General features: G+C 70.7%; 21 protein-coding genes and 1 pseudogene. 11 read left to right on the forward strand and 11 right to left on the reverse strand.

What is annotated here, in order from left to right; genetic code table 11:
• Nucleotides 1-646: 646 nt before the first annotated feature.
• Nucleotides 647-1027, reverse strand: a complete 381-nt coding sequence (locus GQF42_RS03885; RefSeq protein ID WP_158917650.1) for a BlaI/MecI/CopY family transcriptional regulator — start codon at nucleotides 1025-1027, stop codon at nucleotides 647-649.
• A gap of 465 nt (nucleotides 1028-1492) precedes the next feature.
• Here GQF42_RS03885 and GQF42_RS03890 point away from each other — a divergent pair, with 465 nt between their 5' ends.
• The 3 genes from GQF42_RS03890 to GQF42_RS03900 all read left to right on the forward strand — a co-directional run bounded on the left by GQF42_RS03890 (nucleotide 1493) and on the right by GQF42_RS03900 (nucleotide 6153).
• Nucleotides 1493-3754 carry a transglycosylase domain-containing protein gene (locus GQF42_RS03890; protein WP_233273221.1) on the forward strand — a complete coding sequence of 754 codons (2262 nt, stop codon included), beginning with the start codon at nucleotides 1493-1495 and terminating at the stop codon, nucleotides 3752-3754.
• 149 nt (nucleotides 3755-3903) lie between these two features.
• Nucleotides 3904-4287, forward strand: a complete 384-nt coding sequence (locus tag GQF42_RS03895; RefSeq protein WP_267906175.1) for an undecaprenyl-diphosphate phosphatase — start codon at nucleotides 3904-3906, stop codon at nucleotides 4285-4287.
• A gap of 171 nt (nucleotides 4288-4458) precedes the next feature.
• Entirely contained in the window at nucleotides 4459-6153 is a 1695-nt protein-coding gene (locus tag GQF42_RS03900; RefSeq protein ID WP_158917654.1) for a hypothetical protein, read from the forward strand.
• A gap of 163 nt (nucleotides 6154-6316) precedes the next feature.
• Here GQF42_RS03900 and GQF42_RS47595 read toward each other — a convergent pair.
• Both GQF42_RS47595 and GQF42_RS03905 read right to left on the reverse strand, forming a co-directional pair.
• A pseudogene (locus GQF42_RS47595) lies at nucleotides 6317-6751 on the reverse strand (terpene synthase family protein); the annotation flags it as partial.
• 527 nt (nucleotides 6752-7278) lie between these two features.
• Nucleotides 7279-8199 (reverse strand): LysR family transcriptional regulator, encoded by a 921-nt coding sequence (locus GQF42_RS03905; protein WP_158917656.1) that lies wholly within the window; start codon nucleotides 8197-8199, stop codon nucleotides 7279-7281.
• Nucleotides 8200-8372: 173 nt separating this feature from the next.
• On the opposite strand from GQF42_RS03905, the gene GQF42_RS03910 reads away from it, so the two are divergent.
• From GQF42_RS03910 to amaB, 3 genes are read left to right on the forward strand one after another with little or no spacing between them, the layout of a single operon-like run.
• The gene (locus GQF42_RS03910; RefSeq protein ID WP_158917658.1) at nucleotides 8373-9545 is read left to right on the forward strand and encodes an NAD(P)/FAD-dependent oxidoreductase; all 1173 of its coding nucleotides are present in this window, start codon (nucleotides 8373-8375) and stop codon (nucleotides 9543-9545) included.
• 24 nt (nucleotides 9546-9569) lie between these two features.
• Nucleotides 9570-10967 (forward strand): 2-oxoadipate dioxygenase/decarboxylase, encoded by a 1398-nt coding sequence (hglS, locus tag GQF42_RS03915; RefSeq protein WP_158917660.1) that lies wholly within the window; start codon nucleotides 9570-9572, stop codon nucleotides 10965-10967.
• Nucleotides 10968-10990: 23 nt separating this feature from the next.
• Nucleotides 10991-12520: an L-piperidine-6-carboxylate dehydrogenase gene (amaB, locus tag GQF42_RS03920; RefSeq protein WP_158917662.1), complete on the forward strand. Its 1530-nt coding sequence runs from the start codon at nucleotides 10991-10993 to the stop codon at nucleotides 12518-12520.
• A gap of 42 nt (nucleotides 12521-12562) precedes the next feature.
• On the opposite strand, the gene GQF42_RS03925 is transcribed toward amaB, so the two are convergent.
• Nucleotides 12563-13540 carry an Lrp/AsnC family transcriptional regulator gene (locus GQF42_RS03925; RefSeq protein ID WP_158917664.1) on the reverse strand — a complete coding sequence of 326 codons (978 nt, stop codon included), beginning with the start codon at nucleotides 13538-13540 and terminating at the stop codon, nucleotides 12563-12565.
• A 197-nt stretch (nucleotides 13541-13737) separates the two neighbouring features.
• On the opposite strand from GQF42_RS03925, the gene GQF42_RS45605 reads away from it, so the two are divergent.
• The 4 genes from GQF42_RS45605 (at nucleotide 13738) to GQF42_RS03945 (ending at nucleotide 16917) form a co-directional block, all read left to right on the forward strand.
• Entirely contained in the window at nucleotides 13738-13893 is a 156-nt protein-coding gene (locus GQF42_RS45605; RefSeq protein WP_233273743.1) for a carboxylesterase family protein, read from the forward strand.
• 10 nt (nucleotides 13894-13903) lie between these two features.
• On the forward strand, nucleotides 13904-14200 hold the full coding sequence (locus tag GQF42_RS45610) for a carboxylesterase family protein (RefSeq protein ID WP_233273222.1): 297 nt from the start codon (nucleotides 13904-13906) through the stop codon (nucleotides 14198-14200).
• A 434-nt stretch (nucleotides 14201-14634) separates the two neighbouring features.
• On the forward strand, nucleotides 14635-16059 hold the full coding sequence (locus GQF42_RS03940) for a M14 family zinc carboxypeptidase (protein ID WP_158917666.1): 1425 nt from the start codon (nucleotides 14635-14637) through the stop codon (nucleotides 16057-16059).
• A gap of 162 nt (nucleotides 16060-16221) precedes the next feature.
• Entirely contained in the window at nucleotides 16222-16917 is a 696-nt protein-coding gene (locus tag GQF42_RS03945) for a lipase family protein (protein ID WP_158917668.1), read from the forward strand.
• A gap of 20 nt (nucleotides 16918-16937) precedes the next feature.
• Here GQF42_RS03945 and GQF42_RS03950 read toward each other — a convergent pair whose 3' ends face one another.
• The 3 genes from GQF42_RS03950 to GQF42_RS03960 all read right to left on the reverse strand — a co-directional run bounded on the left by GQF42_RS03950 (nucleotide 16938) and on the right by GQF42_RS03960 (nucleotide 20364).
• Nucleotides 16938-19604: a lectin gene (locus GQF42_RS03950; protein WP_158917670.1), complete on the reverse strand. Its 2667-nt coding sequence runs from the start codon at nucleotides 19602-19604 to the stop codon at nucleotides 16938-16940.
• A complete protein-coding gene (locus tag GQF42_RS03955) occupies nucleotides 19597-19785 on the reverse strand; it encodes a hypothetical protein (RefSeq protein WP_158917672.1) in 189 nt (62 codons plus the stop codon). Before GQF42_RS03955 ends, GQF42_RS03950 begins: the two co-directional genes overlap by 8 nt.
• A 141-nt stretch (nucleotides 19786-19926) precedes the next feature.
• Nucleotides 19927-20364 (reverse strand): sigma-70 family RNA polymerase sigma factor family protein, encoded by a 438-nt coding sequence (locus GQF42_RS03960; protein ID WP_158917674.1) that lies wholly within the window; start codon nucleotides 20362-20364, stop codon nucleotides 19927-19929.
• 32 nt (nucleotides 20365-20396) lie between these two features.
• Between GQF42_RS03960 and GQF42_RS03965 the strand changes: the two genes are divergently transcribed.
• Nucleotides 20397-20606, forward strand: a complete 210-nt coding sequence (locus tag GQF42_RS03965; RefSeq protein ID WP_233273223.1) for an Lrp/AsnC ligand binding domain-containing protein — start codon at nucleotides 20397-20399, stop codon at nucleotides 20604-20606.
• A gap of 477 nt (nucleotides 20607-21083) precedes the next feature.
• Here the strand turns inward: GQF42_RS03965 and GQF42_RS03970 are convergent, their stop codons facing one another.
• Genes GQF42_RS03970 through GQF42_RS03985 form a run of 4 tightly spaced genes read right to left on the reverse strand, consistent with a single transcriptional unit; the run spans nucleotide 21084 to nucleotide 24761 of the window.
• Nucleotides 21084-21680, reverse strand: a complete 597-nt coding sequence (locus tag GQF42_RS03970) for a hypothetical protein (RefSeq protein WP_158917676.1) — start codon at nucleotides 21678-21680, stop codon at nucleotides 21084-21086.
• 5 nt (nucleotides 21681-21685) lie between these two features.
• On the reverse strand, nucleotides 21686-22546 hold the full coding sequence (locus tag GQF42_RS03975; RefSeq protein WP_158917678.1) for a carbohydrate ABC transporter permease: 861 nt from the start codon (nucleotides 22544-22546) through the stop codon (nucleotides 21686-21688).
• The gene (locus GQF42_RS03980; protein ID WP_158917680.1) at nucleotides 22543-23481 is read right to left on the reverse strand and encodes a carbohydrate ABC transporter permease; all 939 of its coding nucleotides are present in this window, start codon (nucleotides 23479-23481) and stop codon (nucleotides 22543-22545) included. Before GQF42_RS03980 ends, GQF42_RS03975 begins: the two co-directional genes overlap by 4 nt.
• Nucleotides 23478-24761: an ABC transporter substrate-binding protein gene (locus GQF42_RS03985; protein WP_158917682.1), complete on the reverse strand. Its 1284-nt coding sequence runs from the start codon at nucleotides 24759-24761 to the stop codon at nucleotides 23478-23480. The genes GQF42_RS03980 and GQF42_RS03985 overlap by 4 nt, the downstream gene beginning before the upstream one ends.
• Nucleotides 24762-24796 lie beyond the last annotated feature (35 nt).

Genomic DNA, 24796 nt, shown 5'->3' on the forward strand with positions numbered 1-24796 from the left:
TACGAGTGCGCCACGGTACGAGTGAGCCACGGTACGAGTGAGCCAGGGGCGGCATCGGGTCTGGGGACAAAGGCCGGACAACCGCCAAAGTTACTGCACCATCAGCTGAACCAAGAGCGGACAAGACGGGTGGAACGGTTGCAGGATGGTGCGCGACCGGCGCAATCACCCCGTCGCTTGCGCCGTCCGACGGTTTCGTTGGCGACCTCCGCGTGCGGGTGCGGCGGTATGGCACTCAAGCCCGTGCGGGAATGGGCCACTTCGCCGCCGCGGTCGCCACATGCCGCGCAGGAGGCGTTCAGCTGTGTCTGTGTGTCGCTCGGCAGCGCGTGGTGACGGCCGTCGGTCGTGTGCCGGACGGCGGAGGGTGCGAACACCTCGGTGGCGCGGGCGCGGGCGCTCGTGGCCCTGCCTCCGACGGCAGCGCCGAGCGCGCTGGCACGCTCACACGTCACGCGACCCGTCAGGCGCTGCTCGATGATCCGGCCGATCTTCGAAGGTCACGCCTCGACCAGGTACCGGGCCACCGTGCGCAGGTCGGCTCCACTGCAGCCGGTGGATTCCGCCGCAGCGGCAGCCGGCCGACGGCGCGACGAGTGCCGCCGTCCCCCTGCACACCCGAATGTCCGGCCGTCCTGTGCGGCTGTCATCCGCCCAGGCCGAGCAAAGATCGCAGCGCGGCCTCGTCCGCGGGGTCGAGTGCCTCGACGAAGTGCTGCAGCACGGCGGTGCGGTCGCGGCCCCGGTCGAGCATGGTCTTCATCTGCGCGGCGGACACCCGGGCCGCATCGTGTCGGGGGTGGTAGGCGTGCGCCCGGCCGACGCGTTCGCGGTCGAGCAGTCCCTTGGCGTGCAGCCGCCCGAGGACGGTGAGCACGGTCTTGTAGGCGAGCCCCGGGGCAAGTGCGGCGCGGACGGTGCCCGCGGTCATCGGCTCCCCGGCGCCCCACAGCACGGCCATGACCTCGGCCTCCAGCGCCCCGCTGGCCCTGCGGTCGGCATGCTCGCCACAGCCGTCGTGAGCCATGCCCGGCCTCCTGTTCCCTCCCGTACGCGCCGCACCCGATCCTACGCGTGGTGGGACTTTGCCCGGGGGAGGTTGCTGGCGCATACCGAGCCCCGGTTAGTCTTACGGCTCGTAGGACAACTCCAGGTGTGTCAGTCCGTCCCAGGCCAGTCCTCCGTTGCGCACCACTGCGGGGCGGGTCGGCTTCGCAACGGCGGGCTGACTGTTCCTGGCTGAGGAGTGGCGATCATGAGCGGACACCGGCGCAGGCCGTCCGAGAGGACCGGACCGTCCCGGCCGGACGACACACGGGACGGCGGTCGTGCCGCGGCGCGCAGAGCGGCCCAGGCCGGAGACGGACGAGCGCGACGCCGCGGTGCGGACACGCAACGCGCGGATGCCGCGCGGAGCGGGCGGCGCGCACGCGCTGCGCGTCCACGCCCGGCCAAGACCGGCTTTCGGCGGTGGCTGCCGTCGTGGAAGCAGGTGCTGGGCACCTTCGTGGTGCTGCTCGGCGCCTTCGTGGGCCTGTTCTGGTACGCGTATGCGACGACGACCATCCCGAGCGCGAATCCCAGCACCCAGCAGCAGAGCAACACCTACTACTGGTCCGACGGCTCGGTGATGGCCACGCAGGGGTCGACCAACCGGCAGAACGTCGACCTGGCCCAGGTGCCCATGCAGGTGCAGTGGGACTTCCTCGCCGCGGAGAACGCCACCTTCTACACCGACCCGGGCGTCGACACGCAGGGCATGCTCCGTGCCGTCTACCACATGGCCACGGGCGGGGAGGTGCAGTCCGGGTCCACCATCACCCAGCAGTTCGTGAAGAACACCTACCTCACGCAGAGCCAGTCGGTGACCCGCAAGCTCAGGGAGATCATGATCTCCCTGAAAATCGGCGACCAGATGTCCAAGCAGCAGATCCTGCAGGGCTATCTCAACAGCTCCTACTACGGGCGGGGCGCCTACGGCATCGAGGCGGCGGCCAACGCGTACTACCACGTACACGCCTCACAACTGACCGTCAGCCAGGGCGCGTTCCTCGCGGCCTCGGTCAACGAGCCGAGCGTGATGATGCTCGCCGGCACCGACCCGCAGGCCAAGGCCCAGGCGGAGGCGCGCTGGAAGTACGTCCTGAGCCGCATGACGACCATCCACAAGATCAGCCAGGCGCAGGAGCAGCAGTACCTCACCGCCGGATTCCCCACGCCCAAGCCCTACACGCCGTCGGCCGGGATGTCCGGGCAGACCGGCTATCTGGTGCAGACCGCGGAGCAGTACGTGGAGGCCCACTCCTCCCTCACCGAACAGCAGCTCGGCCACGGCGGCTACCAGATCTACACCACCTTCGACAAGAAGAAGGTGAACGCGTTGTCGGCGTCCGTCGCGGCGATGGAGAAGAAGCACCTCGATCCCAAGCACCGCGCGGCCGACAAGGACGTCCAGGTCGGCGCGGCGTCCGTCGACCCGTCCACCGGCGCGGTCGTCGCCCTGTACGGCGGGGCGGGCTGGAACAAGGGTCACTGGACCGACAACGCCGACGCCACCGGCGTGCCGGTCGGCTCCACCTTCAAGCCCATCGACCTGGCAGCCTCCCTTGACCACGGCGCCGTGCTCTCCCCGGGTCAGGCTCCCTCACCGATCACCCCCGAGTCCAAGTTCAACGGCAACGACGGCATCACCATCAAGAACCAGCAGGGCCAGGAGATGCCCGACCCGGGCGACCCCTCGGGTCTCCTCCACCAGCGCAACGACGTGCCCACGAAGTGGGGTTACATCACCCTGCGCAAGGCGATGGAGCAGTCGGTCAACACCCCCTACGTCCAGCTCGGCGAGTACGTCGGCTACAACAACGTGGAGGGCGAGGCCCTCAAGGCGGGCCTGCTGCGCAAGAGCCTGCAGTACGACACCCCCGGCTTCTACATCGGTACCTCCACCCCCTCGGCGATCCGCATGGCCGACGCGTACGCCACCTTCGACGACAGCGGCGTCCAGCACGAGCCGTACTCCGTGACCAAGGTCGTCGCCGGCGGCCAGCACCTGCCGGGGTTCGACAAGCCCAAGGGCATCACGGCCATGCCTGCCTCGACGGCAGACACCGTCACCGACGTCCTGCAGAACGTCGTCAAGAGCGGGACAGGTACCAATGCCCAGGCCCTCGGCCGCCCGGTGGCCGGCAAGACCGGTACGACCGACGACTACAAGTCCGCCTGGTTCATCGGCTACACCCCGCAGCTGACGACGGCCGTGAGCATGTTCAAGGAGGACGCGAAGAACGCCGGCCTGCAGTCGATGCAGGGGGTCGGCGGCTTCTCCAAGGTCTTCGGCGCCGACATGCCCACGGAGGTGTGGACCGGCTACATGTCCGCCGCCCTCCAGGGACAGCCGGTCCAGCAGTTCCCGCCCGCGCCGCAGCTGGGCCACGGCAGCAACGAGTTCGGCGCTCCGTCGGCCACCCCGTCCCCCAGCCCGAGCAAACCGTCGGCCACCCCGAGCACGTCCGGCACACCGAGCCCCACCGCTCGACCCTGCCGCCACCACAGGAAGGGCTGTCCCAGCCCGAGCCCGACCGGTAGCTCCGGCACCACCAACGGCGGCACCAACGGCGGCTGGACCGGCGGTACGGGCGGTGGCGGGCTGCTCGGTGGCACCACCGGCGGCGGCAACGGCAACGGCGGCACGACCACCGGTGGCACCTCATCCACACCCACGAACGGTCCCACCCGTCCCGGCCCGGGCGGGTAGCGGGACGGCGGCCCGCTGATACGCCCGATCGGCGGTCAGCGGGCCCGTCCGACAGTGCCCCCTACAACATGTAGCAGCTTTCCGACTGGTCGAGTCGCTGCGAGCGTTGCCCGAAACCCCACCTTGCCTGCATTCTGTCGGACCGGCGGATCACACGGATGACCATCCGCCAGGCCCTGGTGATCGGTGCGGCCCAGATCCTCGCCCTGCTGCCGGGCATCAGCCGCTCCGGATCGACCATCAGCGCGGGTATCTTCCGCGGCCTCAACCACGAGGACTCCGCCCGGTTCGCGTTCCTGCTCGCCACGCCGGTGATCGGCGGAGCGGCGCTGCTCAAGCTGCCCCCGCTGCTCGGCCCCCAGGGCAACGGCCTGCGCGGACCGCTGCTGGTGGACAGCATCGCCGCCTTCGTAGCCGCCTACCTCGCAACTCGCTACCTGGTCAAGCACTTCGAGCATCGCACCCTCATCCCGTTCGCCGTCTCCTGCACCCTCGCGGGCCTGGGCAGCCTGGCCTACTTCGCCATCGGCTGACCGCGGCACGAGCGGGAGGACGTGGGCGAGACGCACCCCGGACACCGTGTCCGGGTGTTTCCGGGCACGAATGGGCAGTATCCCGGCTGTCGTTCGCTAGCGTCGACGCACCGGTCACCGTCGTACCGTCCCCTTGGGGGGACGGTCGGCCGTCAGCCTTGAGGAGTTCGTATGCCGTACTACGACCTCGGCAGCCACGGCCGGCGGGTGACGACGTCGTCCGCCGAGGCGCAGACCTGGTTCGACCGCGGGCTGAACTGGACGTACGCCTTCCACCACGAGGAGGCCGTCCGCTGTTTCGAGGCCGCTCTCGCGGCGGATCCCGGCTGCGCCATGGCCGACTGGGGGCTCGCCCACGCCCTCGGTCCGAACTACAACAAACCCTGGGAGTTCTTCGACGAGGAGGAGCTGGGGCGGACGGTGCAGCGTGCGCATGCCGCCGTACGGCGCGCACAGGCCAAGGCCGCCGGTGCCACCCCGGTCGAGCAGGCCCTCATCGGTGCGCTGGAGGCCCGCTATCCACGGGCCCAGGCCCGCGACGTCGAGGAGTGTTCCGTGTGGAACACCGCCTACGCCGACAGCATGCGCGCCGTCCACCTGCTGGCCCCCGACGACCTCGACGTGGCCACCCTGTACGCCGAAGCCCTGATGAACCTCACGCCCTGGCGCCTGTGGGACATCCGCACGGGCAGGCCGGCCCCGGGTTCACGCACCCTCGAGGCCAGGGCGGTGCTCGAGCAGGGGCTCGCCACGGAGGCGGGGACGCGACACCCGGGCCTGCTCCACATGTACATCCACCTGATGGAGATGTCGCCGACGCCCGAGGCGGCCCTGCCGATGGGCGACCGGTTGCGCGGTCTGGTGCCGGACGCGGGCCATCTCCAGCACATGCCGTCCCACCTGGAAGTGCTCTGCGGCGACTACCGCCGCGTGATCTCCGACAACACCGAGGCGATCGCAGCCGACGAGAGGTACCACGCCAGGGCCGGGGCGATGAACTTCTACACCCTGTACCGGTGTCACAACCTCCACTTCAGGGTCTACGGCGCGATGTTCCTCGGCCGTTTCCAGGACGCGATCGAAACGGCCGCCCGGCTCGAAGCGGCCGTACCCGAGGAACTGCTGCGGGTGGACAGCCCGCCCATGGCGGACTGGCTGGAGGGCTTCCTCGCGATGCGGGTGCACGTGCTCATCCGCTTCGGCCGCTGGGCGGACATCCTGCGCCTGGCGATGCCCGCCGACGCCCGGTTGTACTGCGTGACCACGGCCATGCTGCGGTATGCGCGCGGGGTCGCCCTCGCGGCCCTGGGCCGGATCGACGAGGCCGACACGGAACGCGAGCGCTTCCGTACCGCGCTCACCCGGGTCCCGACGACCCGGATGCTGTTCAACAACACCTGTGCGGACGTCCTGGCGATCGCCGCGCACATGCTGGACGGAGAGCTGGACTACCGCAGGGGGAACCACGAAACGGCGTTCGCCGCGCTGCGTCGTTCGATCGAGCTGGACGACGGCCTTCCCTACGACGAGCCGTGGGGGTGGATGCAGCCCACCCGGCACGCATACGGTGCCCTGCTCCTCGAGCAGGGCCTGGTCGCGCAGGCCGAGGCCGTCTACCGTGCCGACCTCGGACTCGACGACACGCTGCCGCGCGCGTTGCAGCACCCCGGCAACGTCTGGGCCCTGCACGGCCTCCACGAGTGCCTCGTGCGGCTCGGGAAGCAGGGGGAGGCTCAGATCGTGGCCCAGCAGCTGAGGATCGCCACGGCGCTGGCGGACGTTCCGATCGAGGCGTCCTGCTTCTGCCGTCTGGAGACCGCCGCGAGCGCCCCACCCCGTGATGGCTGCTGCACCGCGGAGCACTGAGCCTCACAGCGGGTCGTGGGGCGTGTGCCCCCACCACAGGCGGGCGTCGTCGTGCGGGGCGCGGGCGGGTCGCAGTGCGGTGGCTGCAAGGGCGGGCACGGCCGTCGGCGGTGATGTCGAGCATGCGGCGTAGCGCGGGGTCCGTGCGGAGGTCGGGTGGGACTTCGAAGCCGTACACCTTCTGGCTCAGGTCCAGCATGGCGCAGACGATGCCCGACCTGCGGCGCAGCGCGAAGTACTCGGTCCGGGTCGGGATGCGGCCGAGCGCGCGGTTGCTCGCCTCCTGGGCATAGGCGTTCAGGTACCACTGCCAGTGCTGGCCGGTGTGCTCCAGCCACGCGCGAGAAGCCTGGTGGGCCAGGCGGTTCCACACCTGCGCGAAGGCGTCGACCAGCGGCCCCACGCCCGCCGGTGCCGCACCGCACGAGGTGATCACGTCGGTGAAGGCGCGGCAGGCCGCGGCGACGCGGCGCGGCTGAGCGCCCAGGGGGCCGTCGAACTGGTCGTCCAGGAACGTGGCCACGAGGACCGCGTCCACCGTCAGATCCAGCCGGTCGCCCGCGGCCCGCGGCGCCCACGCCGCCATCAGCCCGGCCATGTCCCAGCGCAGGAGGCGCTCCCGGTCGACGGGGTGTGGCACCAGGCCCTGGCACCGGCACCAGTCCCGGCTGCGCTGCCGGGCGCCGTCCGCGTCCGGCCGACGTCCGGTGCGAAAGGGAGGCGGAACACGATGTCCTGCGGCATCACCACGGCCCTTCCTGATTCCACCCCGGCGCCCGCCGTACTCTCACGGCCGCGCAACGAGACCCTTCCCGATCCCAGGGCCGCACAGGCGCTCAGGCCGAGCCAAGGGTTCCTTCCCGTGTCGCCGCCCAGGACGCCGGTGACGGACAGCGGTGGCGGGTGACCGTCGCGGGTGGCGGGTGACCGTCGCGGGTGGCGGGTGGCGGTCACGGTGTCGCCTCGACCAGCTCCCGGTTCCCGGCTCTCAGTTCCCCGACACGTTCACCACGACCAGGACCGAGCCGGTCTCCGGCGAGCACCGTGCGGGCGGGCCGCTCGGACCGGGACCTCGGGTGATGGGGGGCGTCGTGGCCCGGTCAGGAGCCCGCCCCCGCGTCTCGCTCACGCCGGTTCCGGGCTCGGCCGTGTCCGGTCCGCCGCACTCCGCAGGACCTCCACCAGGGCGGCGACCGCCGGCCGGTGCTCGGCGAAGGAGCGGCACACCACCACGATGTGGCGCTCCATCGACTCGTCCAGCTCCAGGACGTCGAGGCCGGACGGGCGAAGCCGGAGCATCAGATCCGTCACCACGCTGACCCCGACGCCGGCTTCGACCAGGGCGAGCGTGGCGGCGGTGTCGGTCACCTCGTGCAGAACCTGCGGTTCGAAACCGGCTCGGCGGCAGGCGGTGAGCACGGCACGGCCGTAGTAGCTGCCGGCCGACGGCAGGATCCAGCCCAGTTCCCTGGCGTCGGCGAGAGAGACCTTTCGCCGGCCCGGCATGGCTCCGATGGGAACCGCGAGCGAGAAGCGCTCCTTGCTCAGTTCCGTCACGCTCAGGGAGGGATCCCGCGGGATCGGCACGTCCGGGTAGTCCAGGCCCAGCGCGAGGTCCACGCTTCCCCCGGCGACCGCGTCGTACACCTCGTCCACGTCCATGTCCCGGCTGCGCACGGTCACGCCCGGGTGCCGCTCCCGTATCCGTCGCAGGGTCGGCGGCAGGATCTCGGCGGCGGCCGTGGCGAACAGGCCGACCCGCAACGTCCCGGAGATCTCGTTGCGGGTGCGCTCGAGTGCTTCGACGGCCTCGGCCTCCGTGGTGAGGATGCGCTCGGCGTGCCGGGCCAGCGTCGCCCCGGCGTCGGTGAGTTCCACGCGGCGTCCCACCCGGCGCAGCATCTGCATGCCGGTGGCCTTCTCCAGTGCGGTGATCTGCTGCGAGACCCCTCCGGGGGTGTAGCCCAGGGCTTCCGCGACGGCGGTGATGGTGCCACGCCGGGTCAGTTCCACCAGCGAACGCAACTGCGCACTCGTCCAGTCCATATAGGGATCCTAAAAGCTGTGGAGCATCAACCGTTGATGGACGTCAACGTTTGGGCTGCTGCACGATGACGCACAGATAGCTGACCGGCATCCTCCGTACTGACAGCCCGCCACCTTGTCGGAACCGGATCCGTCCGCTGCCGGCGAGGTGGCCTCCGGAAGGAAGTGGCCTGTTGTCCTCCTCCGCCTTCCGTACCGTTCCGGCCTCCGCCGATGTGGTGATCATCGGCGGCGGTGTGATGGGGGCGAGCACCGCGTTCCACCTCGCGGAGGCCGGAGTGAAGAACATCGTCGTCGTGGAGCGCGGCGCCCTCGGCTGCGGCAGCTCGGGCAAGCCGATCGGTGGTGTACGCGCCCAGTTCTCCGATCCGCTCAACATCGAGCTGGGCAACCGCAGTCTGCGTGCCTACCAGGACTTCCCCCGGCGGCCCGGAGCCGGCATCGGGCTCGACACCGTCGGCTATCTCTTCCTGCTCGACAGCGAACAGCAGACGCGGGACTTCGAGGCCTGTGTCGCGCTGCAGAACAGCCTCGGCGTGCCGAGCCGCATGATCGGCCCGGACGAGGCCCGGTGCCTGTGCCCCTACCTCAGCACCGACGGTCTGCTGGCCGCCGCCCACTCCCCCGCCGACGGGCACGCCCGCCCCGGCCTGGTCGTGCAGGGGTACGCGCGGGCCGCAGCCCGGGCGGGCGTCACCATCGCCACACACACCGAGGTCGGCGGTATCGACACGGCCGGCGCCCAGGTCACCGCAGTGCACACCAGCCACGGCCGCATCGCCTGCTCCACCGTCATCTGTACGGCAGGGGCCTGGTCGGCGAGGATCGGCGACATGGTCGGTGTCCACCTCCCCGTCCGGCCGGTCAGGCGGCAGCTGGCGTTCACCGAGCCGCTCGTGCCGCCCGCCCCGCGCATCCCCTTCACCATCGACTTCTCCTCGACCGCCTACTTCCACAACAGCGACGACGGGCTGCTGTTCGGGCTGGCCGACCCGGGCCAGGAGGAGGGCTTCGACACCACCTGGACAGCCGGGTGGCTGGAGCTGTTTCGCCTGGCGGCCCGCCATCGCGCGCCCGCTCTGGCCGAGATGAGGACCGCCGAGGGCTGGGCGGGCCTCTACGAGATCACACCCGACCACAACGCGCTCATCGGCCGCTCCTCGGAGCTGCCGGGCTTCCTTTACGCAGCGGGCTTCTCCGGTCACGGTTTCCTCCAGGCTCCCGCGGTCGGCGAAGTCGTGCGCGACCTGTGTCTGGGGCGCGAGCCGTTCATCGACATCGCCCCGCTCAGCGCCGACCGGTTCCTGCACGGTGCCGCGACCCGCCCCGAAGCCCACGTGGTCTGACCCTCGATCGAAAGGCCGAGAAACATGTCGACGATCAGTCAGTGGCAGCTGCGCGCCGCGTTCGCGGCACGGCTGTCGGAGATGTACGGGCAGGAGGTGCCCGCCTACACCACGCTCGTGGACGTCTCGCGCGAGGTCAACGAGGAGGTCCTGCGCGCGCGGGGAGCCGACGCCGAACGCCAGGGTTCCATCGGCCGGGTGACCGCCGAGCGCCACGGGGCCATCCGGGTCGGCACGCCCCGCGAACTGGCGCAGGTGGCCCGCGTCTTCGGTGCCCTCGGCATGCACCCGGTCGGCTTCTACGACCTGCGCGAGGCCGCCGCCAGCGCCGTCCCCGTCGTCTCCACCGCCTTCCGGCCGGTCGACGGCGAGGAACTGGCACGCAGCCCCTTCCGGGTGTTCACCTCCATGCTCACCCCGGCCGACCCCCGTTTCTTCGACCCCGACCTGCGGGCACGGCTGGAAGCCTTCCTGGCCGCCCGCGAGCTGTTCCCGCCGGAGCTGCTCACACTGGCCGACCGGGCGGCCGCCGATCGGGAGCTGCCCACGAAGGACGCCGAGAGGCTCCTCCAACTTGCCGTGGCTTCCTTGGAGTTGTCGACTGAGCCGGTCGACAGGGCGTGGTACGAGACCCTGGAGCGGATCTCCGCCGTCGCCGCCGACATCGGCGGCGTGCGCAGCACCCACGTCAACCACCTCACGCCGCGCGTCCTCGACATCGACGAGCTGTACCGCCGTATGACGGACCGTGGCATCGAGATGATCGACACCATCCAGGGTCCGCCGCGCTGGAAGGGCCCCGACGTCCTGCTGCGGCAGACGTCCTTCCGGGCCCTGGCCGAGCAGCGCGCGATGCGCCTCGCGGACGGCAGCGTCGAAAGCGGCGCCCTGCGCGTGCGGTTCGGCGAGGTCGAGGCCCGCGGCATCGCGCTCACCCCCGAGGGCCGCGCCCTCTACGACGACCTCCTCGGAGCCGTCGACGAGCAGGCGTCCCACCGTCCCACCGAGACCCGCGGGGACATCGCCCGCGCCGTGTGGGAGCAGCGCATGCCGGGCACCGAGGAGGAACTCGCCGCCGACGGACTGGCCTATTTCACCTACCGGTTGGCCGACGAACGCCCCCGCGACGGCAGCGAGCCGCCCGCCACCGTCGACGCGTTGGTGCGGCAGGGCTGGGTACGCGCCACGCCGATCGTCTACGAGGACTTCCTGCCCCGCTCCGCCGCCGGGATCTTCCAGTCCAACCTCAGCGGCGAGGGAACCCGTGACAACGACAAGGAAGGCGCCGCCTACGACGCCGCCCGGCTCTCCGGCGCCATCGGCCGCGACGTACTGGACCCCTACGCCCTGTACGCGCAGCAGCAGGCGAACTCCCTGGCCCGAGTCGCCCGCGAACTGGGCCTGCCCGACATCCTCCGCTGACCCTCACACCGGCAAGGACCACCATGACCCGTACCGCACTGCCCACCACCGACGACCTGCGCGCCCGCGCCCGTGCCGCCCTGAAGAACATCGGCGTCGACGTGGCCGAGGGCGCCGGCTTGCACGCCCGCACCCCGCTCACCGGCGAGGACCTCTTCGGCCTGTCGGCCGCCACCGACGGCGACACCGAAGCGGCCGTCGCCGCCGCCCGTGCGGCCTTCCTCACCTGGCGCACCACACCCGCCCCGCGCCGCGGCGAACTCGTACGCCGCATGGGCCAGTTGCTGCGCGATCACAAGAGCGACCTGGCCGACCTCGTCACCATCGAGGCGGGCAAGATCCGCTCCGAAGCGCTCGGTGAGATCCAGGAAATGATCGACATCTGCGACTTCGCCGTAGGCCTGTCCCGCCAGCTCTACGGCCGCACGATCGCCTCCGAGCGCCCCGGCCACCGCCTGGCCGAGACCTGGCACCCGCTCGGTGTGGTCGGTGTCATCTCCGCCTTCAACTTCCCTGCCGCCGTGTGGTCCTGGAACACGGCCGTCGCCCTGGTCTGCGGTGACACCGTGGTCTGGAAGCCCTCGGAACGCACCCCGCTGATCTCCCTGGCCTGTGACCACCTGCTGGCCCGCGCCGTCGAAGAGGTCGGCGCCCCATCGGGCGTCCACCGACTGCTCCTCGGTGACCGCGCGGTCGGCGAGAAGCTCGTCGACGATCCGCGTGTCGCCCTCGTCAGCGCCACCGGCTCCACCCGCATGGGCCGCGAGGTCGGCCCCCGGGTCGCCGCCCGCTTCGGGCGCAGCCTGCTGGAACTCGGCGGGAACAACGCCGCGATCGTCACGCCGTCGGCCGACCTCGACCTCGCCGTCCCCGCCATCGTCTTCGCCGCGGCCGGCACCGCGGGCCAGCGCTGTACGACGCTGCGCCGCCTCATCGTCCACCGTGGCATCGCCGACACCCTCGTCGAGCGGCTGACCGCCGCCTACGCCGAACTGCCCATCGGCAACCCGTTCGACGACACCACGCTGGTCGGCCCCCTGATCTCCGTCACGGCGCTCGACGCCATGCGGGGCGCCCTCACCCGTGTTCAGGCCGAGGGCGGCGAGATCGTGGCCGGCGGGAACCGGTGCCTGGCCGAGGCGGCACCCGAGGCTGCCTATGCCGAGCCCGTCCTCGTCCGTGTCACCGAGCAGACCGACGTCGTACGCGAGGAGACCTTCGCACCGATCCTGTACGTCCTCACCTACGACACCCTGGACGAGGCCATCGCCCTGCACAACGACGTCCCCCAGGGCCTGTCCTCCAGCATCTTCACCCGCGACCAGCAGGAGGCCGAGATCTTCCTGTCCGCCGCCGGCTCCGACTGCGGCATCGCCAACGTCAACATCGGCACCTCCGGAGCCGAGATCGGCGGCGCCTTCGGCGGTGAGAAGGACACCGGTGGTGGCCGGGAGTCCGGCTCCGACGCCTGGAAGTCCTATATGCGCTCGGCCACCAACACCATCAACTACTCCAGTGAACTGAACCTCGCCCAGGGCGTCAGCTTCCTCTGAGCGGTCCCTTCGCGTGAGCGGTCCCTTCGCGACCGATGAGGCTCAGAGGCTGCCCGGTCGGACCAGTCCCGTTCTTTTCACCCCGGTGAGGATGGGGGTCACCTCGAGGGTGATGATGTGTTCGAGGGCGCCGATGGTGTCGCTCAGGAAGTGGTAGAGGGCGTTGAGGTCGGCCGCGGCAACGGCCACGAGGAGGTTGGCCGGGCCGGTGGTGGCGGAGGTGAAGCGGACCTGTGGGTGGCGGGCGAGTCTACGGCCCGTCTCCTCCAGACCTCCGGGCGCGACGGCGAGCCACAGGAGCGCCTCGCTGCGGATTCCCAGCCGGGCAAGGTCGACTTCGGTCGCCAGTCTGAGGACCTGGCCGCCGACCAGTGCCTCCAGCCTGCGGCGGGCGGTGAGGGGCGTGGTGTCGGCGCGGCGTGCGAGGTCGGCGTAGGAGGCCCGGCCGTCCTCGATCAGTGTGCCGATCAGCTGGTCGTCGACGGGCAGCAGGGCGGCGCCGGTGGCCGCGGCAGGAGTGCGCGACCGCAGGCTGGTCAGCTCGGGTTCCGACAGCAGTCCGCCGCTCCAGTCGAAACCGGCCGGGAAGACCCGCAGGAGGACATGTGAGGTCCACGACTGGACGGCGGGGGTGGCGGGAAGATCGCGCAGCAGCAGCGTGTTGCGGGCGTCCGGCCCGTCCAGGAACAGGATGGTGCAGATTTCGTCGCCGCCGCCGAGGACGTCCACCCAGATGGTGTCGGGGCGGCGGGCCAGGGTGGCGGCGATGGCGCTGATCCGGTTGGGCCGGCACCGGATGCGCAGGGCGAGGGGAATCAGGTCGGGGAACCACACGGGGTTGCGCACGGCCGTGGCCCGCAGTGTTCCGTCATGGAACAGCGGTCCCGCACGACGCACCACGGTGCGCTCCGAGATGCCCAGGACGCGGCCGACCGTGCGCCACGAGGCACGCGGGGAGGCCAGCATCGCGGCGGCGATCCGGCTGTCCGTCTCGTTCAGACGATGACTCGCTTTCGCCATATCACTAGATCATATGTTCTTCTTTCGTTTGTCAGGCAGCGCTTTCTGGCTCAAATGGGTGCTCACGGATAGAAACGGGTCGGAGCAGCCAGGACGAGAGAGGTGAGCACGATGACAGGGGCCGAGAGCCGGCTCGTGGACACGGACCGCGGCAGGGTCAGGCGGTCACCCAGGGCGGGGCGGTCACCTTCCGGGGAATCCCTTACGCCGCGTCGCCGGCCGGCGAGCCGCGTTTCGCGGCGCCCCGGCAGCACCCGGGATGGACCGGGGTGAGGGAGGCGGTACAGGGCGGCCCGGCTGCCCCTCAGGCGACCTCCCGGCTGGAGCAGGTGATGGGGCACCGGGCGGGGTGACCCGCACACGGTGACGGTCGGCGGCCAGTCGGCCGGAGCGTACTCGGCCCTTTCGCTGGCCCTCGACCCGCGTACGGCGGAGCTCGTCACCCGGGTACTCCTGGAGAGCGGCCCCTTCGGGCTGCCGCCGCAGGACCCGCAGCACGCGGCCGAGAACGCCGAGACGTACCTGCGGCTGCTCGGCGTGCAGCCCGGCGCGGACTGCGCAAAGGCGCTGCGGGCCCTGCCCGTTGAGCAGTTGCCGGCCACTTATGGCGATCTCTCGGGGCGACTCGCACGTCCGGGCGGTGCCGCCCCGCTGCGGTGAACTGCCGTACCTTTTAGGCACCTTCGACGCGTATCCGACCAGCCCGATGCTCGGCAGGCCGACGGATGCCGGGCGGGTCCTGGGACGCACCTTCGCGACCGCGGTCGCCGCGTTCGTCACGACCGGCTCGGCGGACGGCTGGCTGCCCTACGCACCCGCGACGGCCGCCCGGGTCCGGCACTTAGGCGGAACGGCAGGTCAAGGGCCTCGCCCTCGGTGAGGGGGAGGTTCAGTACAGCCGGGTCGGTGCGGTGGGCGGCGAAGCGCTGGTACCCGGTGGCGCGTCCCTCCGGCGACGACACCTCCACGACCCAATGGCCGGACGCCGCCCATCGGTTCACCACTCACAGGCCTGCTCGGCGCAGGCCCCATGCCATTGTCACCATGAACATGCCATATTGGGGAGGGTCCATCCCCCACGAAAGGCCACCTCCATGGCATACAAACGCCTGGCGGGCCTGACCGCCGGTGCCGTCATCGTCGCCGCGGCCCTGTTACCGCAGGTCGCACAGGCAGGCACCGGCGCGGACGCCACAGCGGGCCGCGCCACCACCGACCACGCCCACGGCGGGCATCGTACGGTCGTCATCTACCGTGTGCCCACACGCAATCCGCGCGCCGACGCCGAACGCCTCGTCGACTCCGGATTCGATCTGCTGGAGAAGCGGCAGGGCGACAGCCTGTTCGTCGCCGGCGACACCTCGACCGCGGCCGGACTGCGGCGGCTCGGCCTCACCCCCACGATCGCCGGCACACTCACCGAGGCGATCCCCTCCTCCCCCACCGTGTCGCGCGCCGCGGGCGACACCTTCGACGGCGGCTACCACACCGTCACGGCGCAGTACTCCCACCTGGACAGCGCCGCCTCCCAACACCCGGATCTCGCCAAGGTGGTGACATATGGCCAGTCCTGGCTCAAGCAGCGCGGCAGGGGCGGCCGGGACCTCAAGGCGATATGCATCACCAAGATCCAGGCGGGCGACTGCGCGCTCAGCCCGAACTCGGCCAAGCCGAGGTTCTTCCTGATGAGCCAGATCCACGCGCGCGAACTGACGACCGGTGAGATGTCCTGGCGCTGGATCGACGCACTGACCAGCGGCTACGGCAAGGACTCGGCAATCACCAAGCTGATGGACACCACCGAGATGTGGGTGGTGCCGGACGCCAACCCCGATGGTGTCGACATGGTCGCGGCGGGCGGCAACAACCCCGTACTGCAGCGCAAGAACGCCGACGACTCGCACGGCTCCCGGTGCGGAGTGAGCGCGTACAGCCAGATCGGCGTGGACCTCAACCGCAACGCCGGCACCCACTGGGACACCTCGGGCACCTCCGGCGCCCCCTGCGACCAGACGTACGGCGGCCCCGCGAGCGACTCCGAGGCGGAGAACACCGCTTTGGAGAACCTCTTCCGTGAGCTGTACCCCGCGGTGCGCACCGGCACCGGCGACAGCGCCCCGGCGCCGTCGACGGCCAAGGGCATGATGATCACGCTGCACAGCGATGCCAGCATGGTGCTCTTCCCGTGGGAGTACGACTCCACCGTGCACACCGGCAACGACGCCGCCCTGCGCGCGCTGGCCGCCCACATGGGCTCGTTGACCGGCTACCAGTACGGCCAGGCCGGCGAGATCCTCTACAACGCCTCCGGCGGAACCGACGACTGGACGTACGACAAACTCGGTCTGGCCAGCTTCACCATCGAGATCGGCGACAGCAACGGCGTCGGCTGCGACGGCTTCACGCCGCCGTACTCCTGCCAGGACAGCTACTTCTGGCCGAAGATCGAACCCGCGCTCCTCTACGCCGCCCAGCACGCCACGGCCCCCTACACCACCACGTCCGCCGCCCACCACTGACACCCCCGCTCGCGCGGCGGCACACAGCATGCCGGCGTGTCCCTCCCCCGCGGTTGCGGCGGGAGGGACACGCCCACACGTGCCGGCCCCCGCCGCAACACCTCGTTCTGCTGTCGGCCGAGCCGGTGGCGACCGTCGTGACGTGGGCGCGAGGATCGTCGCATGCAGCCGATCTTCGTTCTCGTGCACAGTCCGTCCGTGGGTCCCTCGACCTGGCATCCTGTGGCCGGGCAGCTGACTGCGGCGGGGTATCAGGTGCGCGTACCGTCTCTGCTCGATGTCGGGTTCGGCGCTCCGCCCTTCTGGCCCCGCGTGGTGGAGGCTGTCCGCGACGATCTGAGCCGGGTTCCGGACGGCAGCCCCGTCACGTTGGTGGTGCACAGCAACGCGGGCCTGTTTCTGCCCGTGATTCGCTCGAGCCTCGACCACCCGGTGACCGGCTCGATCTTCGTGGATGCCGCGCTGCCGGCCCGGACCGGGCCGACCCCCGTGGCTTCACCGCAGTTGCTTGAGTTCCTCCGTCCGATGGCTGTGGACGGCAGGCTGCCGCGCTGGACGGACTGGTGGGACGAGACGGACGTCGCGCCCATGTTCACCGATGCAGGAGTGCGGCAGACAGTCGTCGACGAGCAGCCCACCCTTCCGCTGTCGTACTACGAGCAGCACATCCCGGTCCCCGACGGCTGGGACGATCATCCCTGCTCCTACCTGCTGTTCGGCCCGCCGTACGACGACCTCGCCGCCGAGGCGCGCGAACGCGGCTGGCGCGTGGCGCACCTGCCCGGCGCGCACCTGCACCAGATCGTCGACCCCGCCGGCACAGCCCGACACCTGGCCGAGCTGGCCGGCCCTGTGTGAACCACGTCCGCGAGCACGTCCTACGAGGGCGCGGTCCAGTGTTGGCCGACGCTGCCCGCGCAGGCGGCGAGGGTCAACTGGGTCTTGTCACTCGCTCCGTTGCTCGAGTCGGTGAGGCAGAGGCCGGAGACGGGGTTGACGAGTTCGCCCGCACGGTCCGGCCGCCACTGCTGGGCCCGGGTGCCGTTGCAGGTGTGGAGCTGGATCCTCGTACCGGAGGTGGTCGCTCCGTCGGTGACGTCCATGCAGTCGTTCAGGACCTGGAGCGTGCCGTCGGGGACGACGGTCCAGGTCTGCGCGTCGGTGCCGTTGCAGCCGTGGATCTGGATGGCCGTGCCGTTGGAGGTACCGGCACCGGCGTCGTCGGCGCACTTGCCGGTGGCGGTCTCGAGGAGCGGGCCGCTGGGCCGAGCCGCTCCCGTACCCGGGGTTCCGGCGTACGACGGTGGTGCGGCCGAGGCAGCCGCCGCCCACTGGGTGTCGGGGCTCGGGGAGAGAGTGAAGTCCAGCTCGGCGGAGGAGCCGGCGTACGAGGCCGGCAGGTAGGGCCTGTTCCAGGCAGTTCCGTTCAGGGCCAGGGCCTGGACGTACGGCGAACTGTCCGCCGCGGCAGGGGCGTTCACGGTCAACGTGTGCCCGCCCGCGGTGACGACGGCCGAGGTGAACTCGGGGCTGCCGATGGCGAGGTCGGCGGTGCCCGGTATTTCCGGGTAGAGCCCGAGCGCGGACCAGACGTACCAGGCGCTCATCTCGCCGAGGTCGTCGTTGCCGGGCTCGCCGCCGGACGCGTCGGTCCACAGCTGGTCCTGGACGGCGCGCACCGTGGCCTGCGTCCTGTACGGCTCGCCGACCCAGTCGTACTCCCACGGCAGTGCGATGCCGGGTTCGTTGCCCATGTTCGACTGGGTGCCGATGACACTGCCCAGGCCCTGGTAGCCGCTGAGCACGCTGTCCAGGTACGACGCCAGCGATGAGGTGCCGCCCTCCCGGGACGCCAGCCCGGCGAGGTTGAACGGGATCATCGGCGTGTAGGTGAAGGCATCCCCCTCGGCGAAGTCGTTGGTCGAGGTGCCGGTGATCAGCTTGGCGTCGAAACCGTCCATCCAACGGCCGTTGGAGTGCCGTGGCTGGATGTAGCCGGAGGAGGTGTTGAAGATGTTCTCCCAGTCCTGCGCCCGATCCTGGAACTTCCTCTGGTTCGCGTTGTCGCCGAGTTCGCCTGCGAACACCGAAAGGGCGAAGTCGTCCGTGTCGTACTCGAGTTGGGTCGAAGTGGTGGCGTACTCGTGGCAGCAGCCGTAGAGCGAGTTGGTCGGCAGGTAGCCGAAGGAGTCCAGGTACGTCACACCGGGTGTGACGTCGGTGTCGGTGGTCTGCTCCTCGATCATGGCGGACAGGGCCGTGGCGGTGTCGAAGTTCCGTGCGCCGAAGGCGTAGTAGTCGGCCAGCACGGGCACGGCCGGGTCGCCGACCATGATGTGCGTCTCACCGGTGGCCATACCCCACTTGGTCAGGGTGCCGCCCTGTCTGTAGTCGTCGACGATCGACTGTGCCATGTCGGAGGCGGCCGACGGGTCGAGCAGCGCCGTGAGCTGCGCCTGGGAACGGTAGGTGTCCCAGTTGGAGAAGTCGGTGTACTGGGCGCTGTGGCCGGAGGTCACGGTGTGCACGGCGTCGTCGAAGCCGCGGTACGAGCCGTCGGCGTCGCTCACCACGCTGGGGAAGAGCGAGGCGTGGTAGAGGGCGGTGTAGAAGACGGTCTGCTGGTCGCTGGTGCCGCCGCTGACCGTGATCTTCGACAGTGCGTTGCGCCACAGCGTCGTCGCGGCGGACTTCACGTCGGCGAAGCTCTTGCCGGTGACCTCGGCGTCCCGGTTGGCGGCCGCCTCGGCCGCCGACGTGTAGGAGATGCCGACCCGGGCTTCGACCGTCCGGCTGCTCGTGGTGTCGAAGGTGAGGTATTCGCCGCCGCTGTAACCGCCGGTGGCGGTGAAGGGGTGGTCGAAGGTGAGGGCGAAGTAGACGGTGAAGGGGTTGGTCGCCTCACAGAATCCGGTGCTGGTCACCGAGCCGGTCACCGTGTCACCGCCCGTCACGTCCAGCGTCGAGGAGGCGTACGGGGTCTGTGTGTCGTTCAGCTTCAGCAGCAGGTCGGCCTGGGGGGAGGCGGGAAAGGTGAACCGGCCGATCCCCGCGTGCGTGGCGGTGGTGAGCGCCACACCGGTGCTGTTGCCGAGGGAGACGGAGTAGAAGCCGGGTGCCGCCGTCTCGTTCGCGTGCGAGAACGACTCCGTGGTGGAGCCGGGGTCGGAGCCGATCGGGCCGACCACCGGCAGGATGGGCAGGTCCCCGGCCGCGTCGCAGCCGACACCGGAGACGTGGGTGAGGCTGAAGCCGGAGACGGCCGAGTCGGCGTGGTTGTACCCGCCGCCCTTGGGGCGCGAGGTGGTGTCCGGGGACCACTGCAGCATGCCGTGCGGGACGTCGGCGCCGGGGAAGGTGTTCCCGGCGCTGAAGTCGCTGTTGGCGCCGGAGCCGATGTAGGGGTTGACCAGCGCCACGGGGTCGGACACGGCCGTCACCGCCCGTGCCGCCGGGGCGAGTTGGCCGGGCAGCGCGAGGGCGACGGCCATGGCCCCGGCCGCCAGCATGCGCAGGAGCGTGCGGGAGCGCGGGGCGTCAGTCACGGCCGAGCGCCTCGCCGCGAGGGGTGTCGTACCGCGGGGTGTCGCCGTCGCACACCCGGGTGGCCACGTCCGCGTCGAACACCACGAACCAGGGGCGCAGGGCGGTCTCGCGGGCGCGGGGGTCCACCGCCTGCGCGCCGGGCGCGTCGGCAGCCCACACCCTTCGGGCAATCATGGCCATGCCAACTCCTTTCATGGTGCCCGGCGGTCCGCGTAGAGCCTAGAAGGGAAATGCGACCCGTCGCTACGCTTCGGTAACCGCTTTCCCAACATCCCGGAACGGTTGAGGGTGTGACGCCCGTTCACACCGGAAGCGACAGCCTCAGTCGGCTGTCTCGACGCGGGTGAGCTTGTCGGGGTTGCGGATCAGACGGATGGCACTGATGGTGCCGTCCTCCTCGATGTCGCAGCACGCCACCGGGTCCGGACGGGCGCCCGAAATGAAAAGGTGGCCCGGGCGGCCGTTGACCAGTACTTCCTGCACGCCGGCGTCCGGGATCGAGGTGGAGATGACGCTGCGGATCCAGCGGGCCACCTTGTCGGCGCCGAAGATCGGGCGCAGCGCCGCACGGATCTTTCCGCCACCGTCGGTCCATGCGGTCACGTCGGGAGCGAGCCGGGCCATCATCCGGTTGATGTCCCCGCCGACGCAGGCGGCCAGGAACTCGTCGGTGACCTTGCGTCGTACCTCGGCGGACGCGTCGTACCGGGGCCGGCGCGCCTGCTCGTGGCTGCGGGCCCGGCTGCCGACCTGACGCACGGAGGCCTCGGTCCAGGCACACCGCCGGGAACGTGGTCGCATTCGAGCGCGCGGTCACCCAACTGCCCGAGGTGGTCCACAGCCATCACGTGACGGGCAACTACGACTACTTGCTCCAGGTCGAGGTCGCCGACCTGCCCGCCTACGAGGACTTCCACGCCAACCGGCTGGCCGACCTGCCCGGCGTGGCCATGGTGACCAGCTACGTCACCATGAAGACACTCTCCGCCGACTCCGCATGACGACCCGGTCCAGCCCGCCTGCGGGCGAATTGGCGGAAGGGGCAGAGGTCATGACCCAGTTCCAGAGCAGGGCCGCGCTCGCCACCGGAGCCGGGTCTGGCATGGGGCCGTCGCCCGCACGGACGAGGAGTTCGGCGCGGCATCCCCCTCGGCCGCACCGGAACCGCCACGAGGCGTGACTCGGCAGCCGGAGCACTGTGAGCTGGACCACACGGTGGTAGGGCTTCCGTCACGCCGTATGGAAGCGTAGGTTCCGGTTACCCCGCGATGGCGCCTTCAGTGGCGCTGGTCCGCCACTCCCGGGGCGGCGGACCAGCGGGGGCCAAACCTCCATATGCCGCTCACACCCCTCCCCCCTCTCCGGCCTGGCCCACGCCCGGACCGCCGTGCCCGCACCCGTCCCCGCAGCTGTACCCACCGGCCCGTGCACCCCGCCCCTGCCCTCGCCGGTGCAGCACCGGCACTGCTCCTCGGGCATCAGTTCCGTCGCGCCACGAGCCGCACGTCGACCGCGGTCAGTGCCAAGGCCAACGGACCAGGGGTGAGAAAGACCAGCGGCGGCAGTGCCCAGGCGCCGGCAGCGGCCGTGACCAGCGCCAACAGGATCAGGGCGGTGCCGCCGGGGTCGTGGACCGTGTCGTGGGCGGCGGCGCGCAGGGCCCTTCTCCAGCCGGTGAGGGACTCGGGGCGGGCGCAGGTGCGCAGGCCGATCAGCACGGCCCCGGTCGCGATCACGGTGGCGGCGCGAGTGAAGAGCGGGCCGCCGGGCAGGCCGGTGCGGGCCAGGGCCAGGTCCGCGGTGGACAGGAGCAGTACGGCCAGCGCCAGGGCGCCCGCCGCCAGGTCGGCGAGGCCGAGGCGCCGGCGCAGCAGCGTCGCGTACCGTCCGGCGGTGGCAGGGCGCCCCTCCCCCGCACCGCGCAGCACCGCGCAGGCCGTGGACAGGGCGGCCGGTGCGGTCAGCAACGGCAGACAGGCCACGGTGGTGGCGAGGCCGACACTGAGCATGTCGGCGAACAGGGTCATCCTGGAGCCGAACAGCTCGCCCGGTTCCCGGGTGCGGGTCTGGGACATCGTGCTCACCCCTTGAGTCCGGAGCTGGCCATGCCCTCCACAAGAAAGCGCTGGAAGGCGAGGAAGAAGAGCACGATCGGCAGCAGGGCGATCACCGACATCGCGAACATCGGGCCGAACGACGACTGGCTGGAGGCGTCCACGAAGGAGCGCAGCGCCAGGGTGAGGGTGAACTTGCCGGGGTCGAAGAGATAGATGAGCTGGGTGAAGAAGTCGTTCCAGGTCCAGATGAACGTGAAGATCGCCGTGGTGATCAGGGCGGGGCGGGTCAGCGGCAGGACGATGGCGAAGAAGCTGCGGAAGGGGCCGCAGCCGTCGATGCGGGCGGCCTCCTCCAGTTCGCGGGGCAGGCCACGCATGAACTGCACGATGAGGAAGACGAAGAAGGCCTCCGTGGCGAGGAACTTCGGCAGGATCAACGGCCAGTAGGTGTTCACCAGGCCGAGCTTGTTGAAGATGATGTACTGCGGGATCAGGACCGCGTGGTGCGGGAGCATGATCGTGGCGATCATGAAGGCGAACAGGGGGCGGCGCATCCGGAAGCGCAGCCGCGCGAAAGCATAGGCGGCCAGGGAGCAGCTCAGGACGTTGCCGAGGACGGCGCCGCCCGCGATCAGCAGCGAGTTGCCGAGCAGTCGCCAGACGGAGACGCCGTTCACGCCCTGCAGGGCGGTGCTGTAGTTCGACCACTCGAGGTGGCTGGGCAACAGGTTGAGGCTGGCGATGACCTCGTTCGCGGGCTTGAGTGAGGTGGCGAGCAGCCAGGCCAGCGGGTACAGCATGACGAGCAGCGCGGCCAGGCAGCCGGCGTGCAGGGCCACGCGCCCCCAGGCAACACGCTTGCGGGGCAGGGCGGTTGTGGTCATCGCTCCCCCTCGGAGGCGTAGAAGACCCAGGTCCGTGAGGTACGGAAGAGGACTGCGGTGACGGCGCCGATGGCGAGCAGCAGGACCCAGGCCATGGCGGAGGCGTAGCCCATGTGGGAGGCGACGAAGCCCCGGTCGTAGAGGTACAGGGTGTACACGAGCGTGGAGTCGGCGGGGCCGCCCTTGCCGGCGCTGATCGCGAAGGCGGGAGTGAAGACCTGGAACGCCTGGATGGTCTGCAGGACCAGGTTGAAGAACAGCACCGGGGACAGCATCGGCACGGTGACCGAGACGAACTGCCGCCATTTTCCGGCCCCGTCGACGGATGCGGCCTCGTACAGCTCGGCGGGTATCTGCTGGAGCCCGGCGAGGAAGATGACCATGGGGGCGCCGAACTGCCACACGGTCAGCAGGGCGACGGCGAGCAGCGCCCAGCCCGGCTTGTCGGCCCAGCCGCCGGTGCCGAGCAGATGGTCCACGGTGCCGCCGTCGTTGAAGACCGCACGCCACACCAGGGCGACGGACATCGACGCACCCAGCAGCGAGGGGGCGTAGAACGCGGAGCGGTAGAAGCCCTTGCCGCGTTTCATGCCCTTCAGAGCGAGGGCGACCACCAGCGCAAGGGCGAGCTGGAGGGGTACGGCGACGACGACATAGGTGAGGGTCGTCAGCACCGAGCGCCAGTAGCGCGGGTCCTCGGTGAACATCTGGACGTAGTTGCGCAGGCCCACCCAGTGCGGCGGGTTGAACAGGTCGTAGTCGGTGAACGACAGGTACAGCGACACGGCCATCGGCAGCAGGGTGAGGACGGTCGCGCCGAGCACCCATGGAGACAGGAACACCCAGGCGGCGCCCTGGCGTTCACGCCTCGGGCGGCGCTGCGCCGTGGCGGCGGACCGGCGGGCGGTGGGCGTGTGGATGCCGGTGGTGGTCATGACCTCAGCTCCGCCTTCGCCTCGGTGACATAGTTCGCGGCCGCCTTGCGCGGCGACATGCGCTCGTACGACACCTGGTCGTAGTCGCGCTGGAAGGTGGTCTGCAAGGCGTTGTCGCCGGAGGGCGGTGCCTGCGGCGGGTCCTTGAGGGTGCCTTCCAGGGAGGACTGGTAGTCGGCGATGGTCTTGTCGAAGCCGGTCAGCAGCGGTCCGATCTCCCTGCGGACCGCCTCGTTGACGGGGATGCCGCGGGTGGCGCCGAGGATCCTCGCCACATCGGGGTCGTTGACGAGGAAGTCGACGAGCTGCGCGGCCTGGGCCGGGTGACCCGTGTGGGCCGCGGTACCGAGGAACATCGACGGCTTGAAGTACTGGCCGGGGGTGCCGTCCGCGCCGGACGGCATCGGCGCCAGCGCCACCCCACCCTTGACGAGGGCGCCGAAGCCGCTGGCGGGGGCGTCCCAGTTGGCGTCGGAGGTGGCCTTGCCGCGGCCGAGCGGGGTGTTCTCGACGGATCCGTCCAGCTGGGTGGTCTGCTCGGCCGGCGACACGGCGCCCTCGCGGCGCAGCCGGTCGGTGAAGGTCCACCAGCGGGTGAGGTCGGCCGCGGTGAAGCCGAGCTTGCGGTCGTCGGTGTAGAGGGACTTGCCCCGGCCGCGCAGCCAGACCTCGAAGGCGTCCTCGCTCTGCCCGGGGTCGGTGCCGCCCGGCTTCCCGGTCTTCTGCGCCAGCGCGCGCATCGCGTCGGCCCACTGCTCCCAGGTCCAGGCCCGGCCGGGCAGCGGCACCCCGGAGCGCCGCCAGCCCTGGACGTCGTAGGCGACGGTCTCGGTGCCGCGGCCCTGCGGCACGGCGTACTGGGCGCCGTGCACCCGGCCGGTCGCCAGCAGTCCGGCGTCGATGCCGGCGGTGTGCAGCACGCTCTGCTGCCGCGCGAGGTCGAGCAGGACGCCGCCGGAGGCGTACTGGTCGATCTGCCGGTAGTCGAGCTGCATCACATCGGGTGCGTCGCCGCCGGCAGCCTGCGTGGCGAGCTTCTGTTTGTAGGCGTCGTAGCCGGAGAACGACGTCTGCACCCGTACGTTCGGATGCCTTTGTTCGAACAGGGCGACGGCCTTCTCGGTGCGCTCGGCGCGGTCGGGGTTGCCCCACCACGTGTAGCGCAGCACGATCCTGCCGCCACCGGCCGACTCCCCGGATCCGCCGCAGCCGGCCGGCATCGCGCACAGGGCGAGTGCGGCGGCCGTCACGCAGAACCTCTTTGTCCTGTGTCCGGGCATGCCGAGGTCACCTCTTCCTCTCCTCGGGAGCGTCT

The sequence above is a fragment of the Streptomyces broussonetiae genome (assembly GCF_009796285.1).
GTDB lineage: Bacteria > Actinomycetota > Actinomycetes > Streptomycetales > Streptomycetaceae > Streptomyces > Streptomyces broussonetiae.

Bases quoted from the DNA above. Each gene is read 5' to 3' on its own strand.
- GQF42_RS03885 (WP_158917650.1), bottom strand. From the start codon at position 1,027: ATGGCTCACGACGGCTGTGGCGAGCATGCCGACCGCAGGGCCAGCGGG.
- GQF42_RS03900 (WP_158917654.1), top strand. From the start codon at position 4,459: ATGCCGTACTACGACCTCGGCAGCCACGGCCGGCGGGTGACGACGTCG.
- GQF42_RS03905 (WP_158917656.1), bottom strand. From the start codon at position 8,199: ATGGACTGGACGAGTGCGCAGTTGCGTTCGCTGGTGGAACTGACCCGG.
- hglS (WP_158917660.1), top strand. From the start codon at position 9,570: ATGTCGACGATCAGTCAGTGGCAGCTGCGCGCCGCGTTCGCGGCACGG.
- amaB (WP_158917662.1), top strand. From the start codon at position 10,991: ATGACCCGTACCGCACTGCCCACCACCGACGACCTGCGCGCCCGCGCC.
- GQF42_RS03925 (WP_158917664.1), bottom strand. From the start codon at position 13,540: ATGGCGAAAGCGAGTCATCGTCTGAACGAGACGGACAGCCGGATCGCC.
- GQF42_RS03940 (WP_158917666.1), top strand. From the start codon at position 14,635: ATGGCATACAAACGCCTGGCGGGCCTGACCGCCGGTGCCGTCATCGTC.
- GQF42_RS03945 (WP_158917668.1), top strand. From the start codon at position 16,222: ATGCAGCCGATCTTCGTTCTCGTGCACAGTCCGTCCGTGGGTCCCTCG.
- GQF42_RS03955 (WP_158917672.1), bottom strand. From the start codon at position 19,785: ATGGCCATGATTGCCCGAAGGGTGTGGGCTGCCGACGCGCCCGGCGCG.
- GQF42_RS03970 (WP_158917676.1), bottom strand. From the start codon at position 21,680: ATGTCCCAGACCCGCACCCGGGAACCGGGCGAGCTGTTCGGCTCCAGG.
- GQF42_RS03975 (WP_158917678.1), bottom strand. From the start codon at position 22,546: ATGACCACAACCGCCCTGCCCCGCAAGCGTGTTGCCTGGGGGCGCGTG.
- GQF42_RS03980 (WP_158917680.1), bottom strand. From the start codon at position 23,481: ATGACCACCACCGGCATCCACACGCCCACCGCCCGCCGGTCCGCCGCC.
- GQF42_RS03985 (WP_158917682.1), bottom strand. From the start codon at position 24,761: ATGCCCGGACACAGGACAAAGAGGTTCTGCGTGACGGCCGCCGCACTC.